This is a genomic window from Embleya scabrispora DSM 41855, assembly GCF_000372745.1.
Lineage (GTDB): Bacteria > Actinomycetota > Actinomycetes > Streptomycetales > Streptomycetaceae > Embleya > Embleya scabrispora.
This window is the reverse complement of the sequence record NZ_KB889667.1, coordinates 102,667-116,534: the sequence shown is the minus strand read 5'-3', so window position 1 is coordinate 116,534 and position 13,868 is coordinate 102,667. Positions and strand designations below refer to the sequence as shown.

At 69.9% G+C, this 13,868-nt stretch carries 13 protein-coding genes and 1 pseudogene; 7 read left to right on the top strand and 7 right to left on the bottom strand.

The window, feature by feature from the left end; all coding sequences use genetic code 11:
* Positions 1-475: 475 nt before the first annotated feature.
* The 5 genes from A3IC_RS55690 to A3IC_RS0121415 form a co-directional block, all read right to left on the bottom strand.
* The gene (locus tag A3IC_RS55690) at positions 476-2,128 is read right to left on the bottom strand and encodes a sugar ABC transporter ATP-binding protein (RefSeq protein ID WP_020552105.1); all 1,653 of its coding nucleotides are present in this window, start codon (positions 2,126-2,128) and stop codon (positions 476-478) included.
* Positions 2,125-3,210 (bottom strand): ABC transporter permease, encoded by a 1,086-nt coding sequence (locus A3IC_RS0121430; RefSeq protein ID WP_020552104.1) that lies wholly within the window; start codon positions 3,208-3,210, stop codon positions 2,125-2,127. Before A3IC_RS0121430 ends, A3IC_RS55690 begins: the two co-directional genes overlap by 4 nt.
* Complete coding sequence (locus A3IC_RS0121425; protein WP_020552103.1) at positions 3,207-4,307, bottom strand: ABC transporter permease; 1,101 nt, start codon at positions 4,305-4,307, stop codon at positions 3,207-3,209. The genes A3IC_RS0121430 and A3IC_RS0121425 overlap by 4 nt, the downstream gene beginning before the upstream one ends.
* Entirely contained in the window at positions 4,304-5,392 is a 1,089-nt protein-coding gene (locus A3IC_RS0121420; protein WP_020552102.1) for a mandelate racemase/muconate lactonizing enzyme family protein, read from the bottom strand. The genes A3IC_RS0121425 and A3IC_RS0121420 overlap by 4 nt, the downstream gene beginning before the upstream one ends.
* A 76-nt stretch (positions 5,393-5,468) precedes the next feature.
* Entirely contained in the window at positions 5,469-6,539 is a 1,071-nt protein-coding gene (locus A3IC_RS0121415) for a sugar ABC transporter substrate-binding protein (protein WP_020552101.1), read from the bottom strand.
* Positions 6,540-6,882: 343 nt separating this feature from the next.
* On the opposite strand from A3IC_RS0121415, the gene A3IC_RS0121410 reads away from it, so the two are divergent.
* The 7 genes and pseudogenes from A3IC_RS0121410 to A3IC_RS71190 form a co-directional block, all read left to right on the top strand.
* Positions 6,883-7,560, top strand: a complete 678-nt coding sequence (locus A3IC_RS0121410) for a GntR family transcriptional regulator (protein ID WP_040876943.1) — start codon at positions 6,883-6,885, stop codon at positions 7,558-7,560.
* Positions 7,561-7,720: 160 nt separating this feature from the next.
* Positions 7,721-8,494, top strand: a complete 774-nt coding sequence (locus A3IC_RS0121405; RefSeq protein WP_020552099.1) for an SDR family NAD(P)-dependent oxidoreductase — start codon at positions 7,721-7,723, stop codon at positions 8,492-8,494.
* Positions 8,491-9,396, top strand: coding sequence for an aldo/keto reductase (locus tag A3IC_RS0121400; RefSeq protein ID WP_020552098.1), 906 nt, complete (start codon positions 8,491-8,493; stop codon positions 9,394-9,396). Before A3IC_RS0121405 ends, A3IC_RS0121400 begins: the two co-directional genes overlap by 4 nt.
* A 103-nt stretch (positions 9,397-9,499) precedes the next feature.
* Entirely contained in the window at positions 9,500-10,369 is an 870-nt protein-coding gene (locus tag A3IC_RS0121390) for an amidohydrolase family protein (RefSeq protein WP_020552096.1), read from the top strand.
* Positions 10,366-10,713, top strand: a complete 348-nt coding sequence (locus tag A3IC_RS0121385; RefSeq protein ID WP_020552095.1) for an L-rhamnose mutarotase — start codon at positions 10,366-10,368, stop codon at positions 10,711-10,713. Before A3IC_RS0121390 ends, A3IC_RS0121385 begins: the two co-directional genes overlap by 4 nt.
* 67 nt (positions 10,714-10,780) lie before the next feature.
* Positions 10,781-11,653 (top strand): fumarylacetoacetate hydrolase family protein, encoded by an 873-nt coding sequence (locus A3IC_RS0121380; RefSeq protein ID WP_020552094.1) that lies wholly within the window; start codon positions 10,781-10,783, stop codon positions 11,651-11,653.
* Between the two features lie 62 nt (positions 11,654-11,715).
* A pseudogene (locus tag A3IC_RS71190) lies at positions 11,716-11,892 on the top strand (NAD(P)/FAD-dependent oxidoreductase); the annotation flags it as partial.
* A 7-nt stretch (positions 11,893-11,899) separates the two neighbouring features.
* Here the strand turns inward: A3IC_RS71190 and A3IC_RS0121375 are convergent.
* Both A3IC_RS0121375 and A3IC_RS55685 read right to left on the bottom strand, forming a co-directional pair.
* A complete protein-coding gene (locus A3IC_RS0121375) occupies positions 11,900-12,796 on the bottom strand; it encodes an RNA polymerase sigma-70 factor (RefSeq protein WP_026218550.1) in 897 nt (298 codons plus the stop codon).
* A gap of 495 nt (positions 12,797-13,291) precedes the next feature.
* Positions 13,292-13,816: a carboxymuconolactone decarboxylase family protein gene (locus A3IC_RS55685; protein WP_020552092.1), complete on the bottom strand. Its 525-nt coding sequence runs from the start codon at positions 13,814-13,816 to the stop codon at positions 13,292-13,294.
* Positions 13,817-13,868: the final 52 nt, after the last annotated feature.

Here is a 13,868-nt window from a genome sequence, read left to right as displayed (position 1 = left end):
CACTGCCGTAGCGATATCTGCCGAGTACCTGCCCGCCGAGTCGGCGTCCGGCGTCCGGCGTTCGGCTCGTTCGTCGGAGCCGATCGTCCGGCAGGTCTCCGGTCGACGGCCGCACCGTGATCCTCGCCATCACCCACTGCCTCGGCCCCATTCGGACCTTTGGAACCAGGCAATGCCACTATCGAGTTGGTTGATTGCCCGAGGGGGCCTTGGCGCGTTGCGCATGTCCTTGATCGCCGGCGGATGACGTGCGAGCCGAAACGCCCGGGCTTGGAACTCTTTGCCGCATATGTCCGTAGGGCGATGTCAAGCGCGACGCCGCGCTCGCCGCGGCGCTGCGGGCACACGTCGGCGACGACGTGCCGCCGATGTACGACGGGTCGGCGGGCTTCGTTCGGCATCACCGCGTACACGCGGCTGCGCGAAGGCGTGGACATCCCTCGTGGGATACGTCCTCGCCATGCGGGGTGCCCGCTCAGGGTCTGTTCGAGGGCTCGAAACCGCAGGCCGGGTCCGGGTTCGAAGGGTCGGGTGCGGCGGTCGGGAGGCTCCCGCTCCCGGTGCCGTGGATGAGGCGGATCACCGCCTGGCTCACCGAGGCGTAGTCGTGTGTGTTGGGCACCTCGCCGGTGATCCGGTGGTCGCGCATGACCAGCACGCGGTCGGCGAGGGTGACCATCTCGGGCAGGTCGCTCGTGATCAGCAGGATGGCGAGGCCGTCGGCGGCCAGTTGCCAGATGAGTTGGTGGAAGGCGGCCTTGGTGCGGACGTCGATGCCGACCGTGGGTTCGTCGATGATCAGGATCTCGGTCCGCGCGGCGAGCCACTTCGCGAGGCTGACCTTTTGCTGGTTGCCGCCGGAGAGTTGGCCGACGAGTTGGCTCGGGCCCGACACCCGGATGCCGAGCCTCTCGGTGTACTCGGCCGCGAGTTCGCGTTCGCGGCGGGCGGGGATGTACCCGAGGGAGCGTCGGATCCGCGACCACACGGTCACCGCGATGTTCATCGTGAGCGGTTGGTCGAGGAAGAGGCCCTCCTCCTTGCGGTTCTCCGGGACGTAGCCGATGCGGTGGGTGTTCAGCGCCTGGCCGACGTTGCGGATGCGGACGTCCTCGCCGCGGACGCGGATGGTGCCGCCGACGACCCGGTCCAGGCCCATCAGCGCCTTGGCGAGTTCGGTGCGGCCCGCGCCGACGAGCCCGTACAGGCCGACGATCTCCCCGCGCCGCACGTCGAGCGAGACGTCACAATGCCCCGAGGCCGTCGACAGCGCGTCCAGTTCGAGCATGGGCGGACCGTGTGGATCCACCGTGCGGGGCGCGAACTCGCGTGCGGTGTGGGCGCGTCCGACCATGACGCCGACGATGTCTTCCCGGCTGTACGCGGCGATCGGCTCGCCCTCCAGGACCGAGACGCCGTCGCGCAGCACGGTGACCGTGTCACAGACCGCGAACACTTCTTCGAGTTTGTGGCTGACGAGCAGGACGGCGGTGCCCTGGTCGCGCAACCGACGCACGATGTCCAGAAGCCGGTCCGTCTCGCGCAGCGTGAGCGCGGAGGTCGGTTCGTCCAACAGCAGTACCTTGCTGTCGGTGGACAACGCCTTGGCGATCTCCACCAGTTGGACCTGTGCCGTCGACAACGAGCCGACCCGCGTGTCGAGATCCAGATCGAGGTCGAGCAGGTCCAGGCAGCGTCGGGCCTGCGCGCGCATCCGGTCTCGGTCGACCAGTCCGCGACGGGAGGGAATCCGCCGCAGGGTGATGTTCTCGGCGACGGAGAACTCGGGGATGACGTTGCGTTCCTGGTGGACCACCGAGATTCCCGCGCGCACCGCGTCCTGGGGAGAGTGGAAGTCGATCGGGGTGCCGTCGAGCGCGAGCCGGCCACCGTCGGGGCGGTACAGGCCGGTGACGACCTTGATCAGGGTGGACTTGCCGGCGCCGTTCTCGCCGAGCAGGGCGTGCACGGACCCGGCGCGCAGGTGCAGCGTCGCGCCGTCGAGGGCTCGGACGCCCGGGAAGTACTTAGCCAGACGGTCGGCCGACAGGATCGGCTCGGCGGGTTCGGCGGGTTCGGCGGGTTCGGCGGGTTTGGTGGGACCGGTGTGTGCTGCGGGGTGGGTCATGATGTGCTCCTCGCGCCGGCGGTCGGCAGCGGTTTCGCCTGGTCGTCGGGTCGGGGTTCCGGCCGCAGGGTCGAATCCCGATCGGGCGCCCGCCCGATACGGTCCTGCCGGCTCGACCGGATCCGCCCCACGAGCACGGTGCCCAGCACCACGGCGCCCACGGTGAAGTTGACCCAGCTGGGGTCCAGCGAATACTGCGCGCGGGCCACGTCCACCAGTCGCACGATGAACGCCGCGAGCACGGCGCCGAGTACGGACACCGACCCTCCCGCGAGGGCGGCCCCGCCGATGATGGGCGCGGCGAAGCTGGGCAGGAGCCAGTCCCCGCCGATGCTCTTGTTGACCCCGGGTGCGGAGGCGACGGTGAGGATGGCCGCGACCGCGACGATCAGCCCCGACAGCGCGTGCGCCACGATCACGCTGCGATCGTTGGAGATGCCCGACAACCGCGCGGCCAGGGGGTTGCCGCCACTGGCCAGGAGACGGCGGCCGGCGGTCGCGCGTCGCAGGAAGAACGCCAGCGCGGCGGCGAGGACCAGCGCGATCAGGAAGATCACCGGAATGTTGAACACGGACCGGTCGCCGAGTCGGGCCAGGCTCGACGAGCCCGGATCGATCGTGCGGGTGCCGGCGAGCCGGTACTGGAGGCCGCCCAGGATCGTCATGGTGGCGAGCGTGACGATGAACCCGTTGATCCGCGAGGCCACTACGAGCAAGCCGTTGACCGCGCCGATCGCCGGCCCCGCGACCAGGACGATCGCAATCGCGATCGGGGCGGGAACACCGTGATCGGCCATCAGTACCGCGATCAGGACGGCCAGGAATCCGCCGAGCGTGCCGACGGACAGGTTCATCTGTCCGACCGCGAGTACCACGAGTTGGGCCAGGCCGATCAGGATCGGGACGGTGAGGTAGATCAGGATGCCGTGGACCGCGTTGCCGCGGAGCAGGCTGCCGTGCGAACTCGCCGCCAGGATCGTGAATCCGATGGTGCCGACCGCGAACAGGGTCATCTCGGTGGAGCGGGTGAACCGTCCCAGCGTCGCGCGGTAGGCGGCGGGGATCGTGTGCGCGGTGCTCATGGGTGGGCCACCGCCCGTCGGGCCGAGACGACCGACCTGATCCGGTCGGTGGACAGCGCGAGGAGCAGGATCACGCCGAGGTAGATGTTGAGGTTCTCCAGACCCGTGCCCAAGGTGGTCAGGCCCTGTCGGATCACCTGTACGAGCGACGTGCCGAGCAGGGTGCCCACGACCGACACGGCGCCGCCGGTGAGCAGGGTGCCGCCCAGGACCGGGCCCAGGAAGGAGGGGATCATGAACTCCGAGCCGATGCCCGCGGTGAACGAGCCGCTGGTGACCGCGAGCATGAAGCCCGCGAGGCCCGCCAGCATCCCCGACAGGGCGTGGGCGCCGATCACCCGACGCGTGACGGGGACGCCGGAGAGCCGGGCCGCGGTGCTGTTGGAACCGACCAGGAGCAGTTCGCGACCGGTCCGGGTGCGCGAGTACAGGTAGCCGACGAGCAGCATCGCCACGATCGTGAACAGCAGGATCTGGGGGATCGCGGGCGAGCCGCAGACGTTGCCCACGCACACGTCGGCCATCGAGTAGCCGCGTAGTTCGTCCATGCCGGCGGGCTTGGCGGTGAAGGCGGCCACGGTGGTCAGTTGCGAGTACGTCAGCGACACCAGGCCGAGCAGGGCGAAGTCCATCGCGAGCGTGACCACGAACGAGTTGACGCCGGTGGCGCTGATGATCCAACCGGTGAGCGCGCCGATGGCGGCACCGGCGAGGAGCCCGACCGCCAGTCCGGCGTACAGCGGCAGGTGCCACTGCTGGTACGCGATCCCCATGAACATCGCGGAGAACGCGGCCATCCGGCCGACGGCCAGATTCATGTGGCCGATCGACATCGTGGCCAGTTGGGACAGTCCCACCACGGTGAAGACGGCGATGTCGCGCAGCAGTGGGAAGACGGTCAGTTGCTGGTCGTAGAAGGACGCGCGGGCGGAGCCGAAGAGCACCACCAGGGCCGCGCCGACCAGGACCAGACCCAGGCGTTGGGCAGTGCCGGCCGACCAGCGGCCGGCCCATCGGGGGACCGCCGGCGCGGAGTCGGTAGCCGTCCGCGGCCGCCCGACGTCCGCGTCGTCGGGTGCCGGGGTGTGCCCGGTCATGTCGTCCTCCTGTCGTCGATCGCGTCGAGGTTCCACGCGATGCCCAGGCCCGCGGCATCGGGTGCGACGGCGTGCCCGTCGCGGACCCGCATCTCGTCGTGGGTGATCGCGCGCAGTTGTGGGATGTGTTCGACGTAGCGTCCGTTGGGTACGGCGGCGGTGAGACTGACGTGCAGTTCCATCAGGAAGTGCGGGCATACCTCGACGTTGAACGTCTCGGCGAGGTGGGCGACCTTGAGCCAAGGGGTGATCCCGCCGACCCGGGCGACGTCGACCTGCACGATCGACGCCGCGCCGCGGGCGAGAAAGTCGCGGAACTGGCCCGGGGAGTAAAGGGATTCGCCCACGGCGATCGGAATCGACGTCGAGCGGGCGAGCGCGACGTGGCCCTGGACGTCGTCGGCCGGAAGCGGCTCCTCGAACCAGGCGATGCCCAGCCCTTCGAGCGCGGCGGCGCGGCGGCGGGCCTCGGCCGCGGTCATCGACTGGTTGGCGTCGACCATGATGTCCAGGCCGTGCCCGACGGCCGCGCGTACCGCGCCCAGGCGTTCGACGTCCTGCTCGATCCTGGGTTTGCCCACCTTGAGCTTGACGCCCTGCCAGCCGGCGGCCTGGGAGGCCAGGGCCCCGGCGACGAGTTCGTCGGTGCTCAGGTGCAGCCAGCCGCCCTCGGTGTCGTACAGCGGCACCTCGGGGCGAAAGCCGCCGGCCATCCGCCACAGCGGCTCGTCGGCTCGCAGGCAGCGCAAATCCCACAGCGCGGTGTCCACCGCGGCCAAGGCAAGGGACGTGATCGCGCCGACGGTGGTCGCCCGGGTCGCCGCGAACAGATCGTGCCACACCCGTTCGATCTCTCGGGCGTCGCGGCCGGCGAGCCGGGGCAGGAGGTGGTCGCGCAGCATCGCGAGCACGGAGGTTCCGCCGGTGCCGATCGTGTACGAGTAGCCGGTGCCGGTGTTCCCGTCGTCGGTGGTCAACTCGACGAAGACGGTCTCCTGCTTCACGAATGCCTGCACCGCGTCGGTGCGCTTGGTTTCCACCTCCACGTCGATCATGAAGGCGCTCGCCTTGATGATCCTGGTCATGCGTGTCTCCCGGGGTCGTGGGCGTGGGTGCCGGTGTGCGTGCGGGTGAGGCGGGATGGCGGGATGGCGGGATGACTCAGGGGCAGGACAGGACCGAGGTCTTGAAGTCGTTCATCAGCCGGTCCGTCTTGGTCTGCCGCTCGACGTCGTAGGTTCCGACGTTGTCCCGGGTGACCACGAAGGAGCCGGAGTCGACCACTGCGCCGGGAGCGCGCACGGTGCATTGCCCGCTCTGCAGGCGGCTCAGCGCCCACGATCCGACGTATGCCTGGCCGGCCGGGTTCTGCGCGACGGTCGCGAACACCGAGCCGTCGGAGATGCCGGCCAGGATCTTCGGGTCGTCGTCGATGGCCACCACCTTGATCGGCAGGTTGCCCTGCTTGATCGCGGCGGCCGCGGCCACGGCCGGGTTGTAGGCCGTGGCGACGAGCCCGTTGATCTGTGAACCGTGTGCGGTCAGCAGGTCGGAGACCGCCTTCTGCGCGGTCTGCAGGTCGGTGTCGATGTCGGTCACCGTGGTCAGCAGGGTGACCTGGCCGTTGGTCTCGGCGACCGCCTTCTTGACCCCCGCCATCCGCCGCTGGGTGTTGGAGTCGACGTTGTTGCCCGTGAGGTGGACCAGGTTGCCGCGCCCGCCCATGGCCTGGATGTCCGCCTGGGTGGCCTTGTACGCGGCCTGCTCGACGTCGGTGGACAGGCAGAAGTCGGCCTTGAGCGTGCCGCCGGCGGGACACGATCCCAGCGACGCGACCGCGAATCCCTTGGACTTGAGGTCGGCGAAGGTGCTGTTGACGTCGGTCGGTGACACGCCGAAGACGCCGAACGCGTTGTGGCCGCGCGCCGCGAGCGAGGTCAACAGGCTGTTCTGCTTCGCCTGGTTCCATTCGGCGGTCTCGTCGTAGGTCACGTCGCCGAGCCCGAAGTCGGCCTTGGCCTTGGCTCCGGTTGTCTTCCAGAGCTGGAAGTACGGGTGTGCGCCGCCGGGGACGAGGGCCACCTTGACGGCCGAGAGCGGAATCTTGTCCGCCGCCTCCTTGTCGCTGGCGGCACCGGTGCCGCCCTTGGTGCTGCACCCGGTCAGGGCCGCCGCCAACGACAGCGACACGGCGGCGCAGAACAGGGCGTTTCTGACGGGCGATCGTTTCACAGGACCAACCTCCGGAGCCGGATACTATATTTTCGAGAAGCATGCTCGTGGATCTCGGCGGGGTCAAGGCTTGCGAGCGCGGCGAATGATTTCGGCCGCATGGCACTGGAAGGCGCGCCGTAATCGCGGTCAAATGTTGCCATGTGGCGGAAAGTCGCTGGTCATGGTCGGGAGTCGAGCTTTGATCGGCGTCGATCCGACTCTCGGTAACATCGTGTATCTGTAGCCACGGGGGATGCAGATCGTATATTAATGAGCCATGGGGGTCGTACGACATGCTTGGATCTGCGGATGTCGTCACCGAAGCAGCGCGCCGGCGTGTCTGCGTCGAGGAGGAGAAGCGATGACAGAGGCGCAGCCTCGACAGATGCTCGCGGACACCGTGTGCGAGGCGATCGCACAACGGCTGGTGGATCACGAGATCGAGCCCGGAGCCAAGCTCAACATCAACACGTTGGCTCAGGCCCTCGACGTGTCCCCCACCCCGGTGCGGGAGGCGTTGGCCCGCTTGGAGGCCGACGGCCTGGTGGTCAAACGGGCCCTCGCCGGATACTCGGCCGCGCCGCTGATGAGTGGCAGGACGTTCGAGGAACTGTTCGAGATGAGGCTGCTGTTGGAGCCGGCGGCGGCGGCCAGGGCCGCCGTGCGGGTCGGCGAGGAGGGCCTGCGGGCGCTCACCGACAGCCTGACCCGGATGCGTGCCGCGCACGGCGACAACAGTCGCGAGACCATGCGCCGATTCCTCCACCACGACGCGCTCTTCCACGACGTGATCGCGAGCTCCGGCGGCAACTCGCTGATGGCCGACACGCTGCGCCGCTTCCGGTCGCACACGCATCTGTACCGGCTGTACTTCCCGGTCGGGGTCCCCGACGCGACCTGTCGGGAACACGAACGCGTGCTCGACGCCATCCGGGACGCGGATCCCGACGTCGCGGCGGCCGCGATGCGCACGCATCTGCATCGGGCGCAGGAGCGCCTGCTGCCCGGGCTCGTCGCGGCGGAAGACGAGGAGGCGTGAGTGGGCGGGCAGGGTGGCGTGGCGTGGAGTGAAGCGAGGTTCGGTGAGATGAGGGCCCGAGGGCCGGTTCCCGAGATGTCGTCCGTTGTGTGAACAGGGTCGAGAGAAAAAGGGGTTCGCTCATGAAGGTGTTGCCTTCGGGTCCCGTCGGGAGGAACTCGTGATCGGGGAGCGGGACTTCGCCGGGCTGGCCGCGGTGGTGACCGGCGGGGCGGCCGGGATCGGGTTGGCGACCGCGCGCATGCTGGTCGCGCGCGGTGCGCGGGTGGCGGTGTTGGATCGGGACGTGTCGCCGTTGGCCGGCGACGGCGACCTGTCGGTGTTCGCCGCGGATGTGACCGACGACGCCTCGGTCGTCGAGGCCGTGCGCGGCGCGGCCGCGCTGCTCGGTGGGATCGACGTCCTGGTCAACAACGCGGGGATCGGCGCCGCCGGGACCGTCGCGGACAACGACGATGCCGAGTGGCACCGGGTATTCGATGTGAACGTGATCGGGATCGTGCGGGTCTCGCGGGCGGCGTTGCCGCATCTGCGCGCCTCGCGGCACGCGGCGATCGTCAACACGTGCTCGATCGCCGCGACCGCGGGACTGCCCCAGCGCGCGCTGTACTCGGCGTCCAAGGGCGCTGTGCAGTCGCTGACGCTGGCGATGGCGGCGGACCACGTTCGGGAGGGCATCCGAGTCAACTGCGTCAACCCGGGTACCGCCGACACCCCGTGGGTGGGCCGATTGCTGGATACCGCCGCGGACGCGGACGCGGAGCGGGTCGCGCTGAACGCCCGGCAGCCGATGGGCCGCCTGGTCACCGCCGACGAGGTCGCGTTCGCGATCTCCTCGCTCGCGAGCCCGCTGGCCGCGTCGACGACCGGGACGAGCCTGGCCGTGGACGGCGGGATGCAGGGGCTGCGACTGCGCCCGGCGCAGGCACGGTGAAGGGCGCGGCGCTGGGCCTGGGCTGCGCGGGACTGGGCGGTCTGTACGAACCGCTCACGGAGGCCGCGGCGCAGGCGACGCTGGAGGCGGCCTGGGCGAGCGGGATCCGCTGCTTCGACACGGCGCCGCACTACGGCGCGGGGCTCTCCGAGGAGCGCCTGGGAAGGTTCCTGCGCGGCGTGCCGCGGGCCGAATACACGCTGTCCACGAAGGTGGGCCGGCTGCTGGTCGACGACCCGGACGCGCCCGAGTACGGCGACGGGTTCTTCGGGACGCCGCGAAGGCGTCGGGTCCTCGACTTTTCCCGGGCGGGTGTGCGGCGCTCCGTCGAGGCGAGCCTGCGCCGGCTCGGGCTCGACCGGATCGACATCGCGCTCGTGCACGACCCCGACGAGCACTGGGAGCAGGCGTCCGAGGAGGCGGTACCCGCCCTGGTGGAACTGCGCGACCAGGGCGTCGTCGGGGCGGTCGGGGCCGGGATGAACCAGTGCGCGATGCTCGATCGCTTCGTCACCGAGACGGACGTGGACTGCGTGCTGCTCGCCGGCCGCTACACCCTGCTCGACCGCAGCGGGAGCGCGTTGCTCGACCACTGCGCCGAGCTCGGGGTCTCGGTGCTGGCCGGCGGCGTGTACAACAGCGGCCTGCTCGCCGACCCGCGCCCGGGCGCCCGCTTCGACTACGCGCCCGCCGACGCCGACATCCTCGCCCACGCGCTGCGGCTGCGGGATGCGTGCGCCGCGCGCGGAGTCCCCTTGCGGGCCGCCGCGTTGCAATTCGCGGCCGCTCACCGCGCCGTCGACACCGTCCTGATCGGCGCGCGCACTCCCGCCGAGGTATCGGACGCCGTGGCGATGGCCGCCTTCGACATCCCCGCCGACCTCTGGGAGCGGCTCGGATGATCGCGATCGACGCCCACCATCACCTCTCCGCAGCCGTCCACAACGCCGCCCGCCCCGCCCGGACACCCGCGCTCGTCCTCAGCACACCCGAGGTGACCTTCCCATGACCCCGGATCCCATCGTCGACGCGCACCAACACGTCTGGGACCTGTCCGCGCGCGACCAGCCCTGGCTCGCCGACGCGGCCCTCGCCCCGATACGGCGCAGCTTCGCGCTCACCGAACTGGAGCCCGAGGCCGCCTCGACCAAGGTCACCTCGACCGTCCTCGTACAGACGATCGCCGTCGCCGACGAGACCCCCGAATTCCTCGCGCTCGCCGCGGCGAGCCGGCTGGTCGCCGGAGTGGTCGGCTGGGTCGACCTCACCGCACCCGACATCGCGGAAACCATCGGCGCGCTTCGCGAACTTCCGGGCGGTGAGCACCTGGTCGGCATCCGCCACCCCGTGCAGGACGAGCCGGATCCGCACTGGCTCATCCGCCCGGACGTCATCCGCGGACTCGCGGCCGTCGCCTCGGCGGGACTCGCCTACGACCTGCTCGTGCAATCCCATCAGATCCCCGCGGCCGCCCGCGCCGCCGCGACACTGCCCGAACTCACCTTCGTTCTCGACCACCTCGGCAAGCCCCCGATCGCAGCAGGCGAGAGAGCCCCATGGGCCGGCGACATCAAAACGTTGGCCGCGCTGCCCAACACCGTGTGCAAGCTCTCCGGTCTCGTCACCGAAGCCGACTGGCGGACGTGGTCCCTGCGCGACCTGCGCCCCTTCGCCGAGACAGCCCTCGAGGAATTCGGACCGGACCGGCTCATGTTCGGCTCCGACTGGCCGGTCTGCCTGCTCGCGGCCTCCTACCGCGACGTGGTCGACACGGCCGCGACCCTCACCGGCTCGTTGAGCCCGACCGAACAGGCGACCGTCTTCGCCGGCACGGCGACACGGGTGTACGGACTACTTCCCCGAGGAGAGCGATGAACGAAAGCACGAGTGACGGGGTCCGCCGGATCGCATCGGTGATCCGCGTCAGGCCCGAGAAGCTCGAGGAGTACAAGCGCCTGCACGCCGATCCCTGGCCCGGTGTGCTCGACCGACTCCGAGCGTGCAACATCGCCAACTACTCGATCTTTCTCCACGAAGGGCTCCTGTTCAGCTATTTCGAGTACCGGGGCGTCGACTTCGACGCGGACATGGCCCGCATGTCCCAGGACCCGATCACCCAGGAGTGGTGGAAGCTGACCGACCCCTGTCAGGAGCGCCTCCCCGGCACGCCCGAGGGGCGCCAGTGGACCGAGATCCCTTCGATCTTCTTCCTGGAATGAGCGACACCGTGCAGCGGATGCCCGACCGCCCCGGAGGCGGAAACCCCACCACGAAGGGAAGTCCGACATGAAGGTACTGCGCATCGGCGCCCCGGGTGGCGAACGCCCGGCGATCCTGACCGACGACGGACGGCTGCTGGATCCGTCCTCCGTCACGACGGACATCGATGCCGCGTTCCTGGCCTCCGGCGGCCTCCAAAGAGCCCAAACCGCCGCCGAAGCCGGACTGTTGCCGGAACTCCCTTGCGCCGGCGTACGGATCGGCGCCCCGGTGACCCGCCCGGGCAAGGTCGTATGCATCGGCCTGAACTACCGCGACCACGCGCAGGAGACCGGCGCACCGATCCCCACCCGGCCGGTGGTCTTCATGAAGGACCCCGCAACCGTCGTCGGCCCCCACGACACCGTATCGATCCCTCGCGGCTCGACGAAGACCGACTGGGAAGTCGAACTCGCCGTAGTGATAGGCAACCGGGCCCGCTACCTGGACTCGCCGGACGAGGCCGCCGCCGTGATCGCCGGATACACGATCAGCAACGACGTCTCCGAGCGCGAGTTCCAACTGGAGTACTCCGGACAGTGGGACCTGGGCAAGTCCTGCGAAACCTTCAACCCGCTCGGCCCCTGGCTCGTCACCCCCGACGAGGTCGGCGACCCGCAGTCGCTCGCGCTGCGCCTGTCCGTCAACGGCGTAGCGCGCCAGGACGGCAATACCAAGAACATGATCTTCGACGTGCCGTACATCGTCTGGTACCTGAGCCAGTACATGGTCCTCGAACCCGGCGACGTCATCAACACCGGAACCCCGGCCGGAGTCGCCCTGGGACTACCGAACACTCCCTACCTGCGTGCCGGCGACATCATCGAACTCGAGATCGCCGGGCTGGGCACACAGCGCCAAGTCCTCGAACAGGCCCGAGCCGAAAGCGGCGCCATGTGACCCGCGGTGCCGCGCTCGCCGAGGCGGCGGCGACGCTGCCTCGGCGGCCCCGGGCGACGCACGTGTGGGCCGCCGGCGACGATGCCTCGGTGCCCGATCTCGCGGTGGGGCGGCCGGGAGCGCACACGGTTCCCAACGCCCAGCACGCGGTTCGGCAGGTCAAGCGGCCGGCGAAGCACATCATGGCGACGCTGCGAGGGCGGCCCACCCGGAACCATGTCCACCACAGTCTGGGCGTAAGGGTGTTCAACTGCTCGGCGATGTCATGTAGGGCGACAGCTTGGCCGCGTTCATCACCCACAGGATCCGGTCGATCCCCTCGGCGGACACATCGACGGAGAGGAGGGCCACGGCCTCCCCGCCGGACGAGACGACGACAGCGGGACGACCGTTGGCCTCGACCCACCGCACCTCCGACCCGGGCCAGAACCGGGGGGCGAAGGCCACGAGGTACTTGGAGACGTGCAGACGTCCGACGACCGGTATCTTCGACGCGCCGCGCAGCCCGCCGCCGTCGGTGTAGCTGACGACATCCGCGGCGAGCACGTTCTCCAGCGCCGCCAGATCACCCTGCTGCGCCGCCGCGAGGAACACCTCCAGGAGACGACGGTGATCAGTCGTGCCGACGCGTTCCCTGCGCTCGGCGGCCAGGTGTTTGCGCCCGCGGCTCACCAGTTGACGGGTGTTGGCCTCACTCGTCTCCAGGATTCTCGCGATCTGCGCGTAGGGGTAGTCGAAGGCTTCCCGCAGGACGTAGGCGGCACGCTCCATCGGGTTCAGCTTCTCCAGCAGGAAGAGAACCGCCAGTTCGAGGGCTTCGGCCCGTTCGGCACCCATCTGCGGATCCGCGCTGGTGTCGACCGGCTCGGGAAGCCACGGGCCGACGTAGGACTCCCGCCGCACTCTGGCGGACTGGGCCAGGTTGATGGCCAGACGGGCGGTGACCGTGGTCAGGAAGGCCGCAGGCTCCAGGATGCGAGCGCGGTCCGCGTTCTGCCACCGCAGCCACGCCTCCTGGACGATGTCCTCCGCCTCCACCGCGCTTCCGAGCACCCGGTACGCGACACCGAAGAGCCGCGGGCGCGCCGCGAGGAAGTCTCTCGCCGCCTGGTCGAGAGAATCGGTGTCAGCCCCAGCGTTTATGGTTGTCCCCTTCGGCTTCGGCGCCGCCATGCTACAAGCCACTCCGGAACGGTGCTTCCGGGGGTTCACACGCCGAATACGAGGCGAACACACACTGCCACACTCCACGCGCCGGTCCGCGCCTTCGACCGGCTTCGGCGTCACACCGTCCCTCTCCCCACCCACCGTCCGACCGCCTTCGGATCCCCGCCCGCCCTCTGCCGTCCGGGAACCATGGCGAACGCCAACGCCCCTGTCACGGATCCACGGGGCACCCGGTCATCACTGCGAACGGCCATGGACCCGGGGCGCGATGACGCCTCCGGCAGACGGCGTGTCCGCCGCATGAGGCGGCGGACCTACGAAAGGTGACGACACTGTGTCGGAGAAGGACCAGGGGAGCTGACACCCGTGATGCGCGCCGAGAGGGGCGGTGGGCCCGAAGGCCCACCCGCCCCTCTCCGTTCCCGCCATCCGTGACGGTGTGCGGAAACCTCCGGCGGTGCGCCGGGCGGCTCAGCCGAACCGGCCGGGCTGGTAGTCCCCGGCGGGCTGCTGGTTGATGATGTTGATGCGGTTGTAGGCGTTGATGACGGCGATGAGCGAGATCAGCGCGGCGAGCTGGTCCTCGTCGAAGTGCTTGGCGGCGTTCGCCCAGGCCTCGTCCGTGACGCCGCCGGCCGCGTCCGCGATGCGGGTGCCCTGCTCGGCCAGCTCCAGCGCGGCGCGCTCGGCGTCGGTGAAGACCGTGGCCTCCCGCCAGGCTGCCACCAGGTTGAGGCGCTGCTGGGCCTCTCCCGCGTGGGCGGCGTCCTTGGTGTGCATGTCGGTGCAGAAGCCGCAGCCGTTGATCTGGCTTGCGCGAATCACCCCGTTGGACACGGCGAGGAGTGTGACGCCGGCGGAGTACCGCAGCGCGGTGCGACGGCCCGCAGCGTGTTCGGACCCGCGGCGCTCGACCAGTTCCTCCGGCTGGAGCAGCCCGCGCCGCCGGACGCGCCGGCGCAGTCGGACCGATATGTGACGATCGGTCGGTTCCATGCCGCGATCGAGGAAGGGCGGCGCGAACTGTGCGCCCGGCGCAGCGCACAGG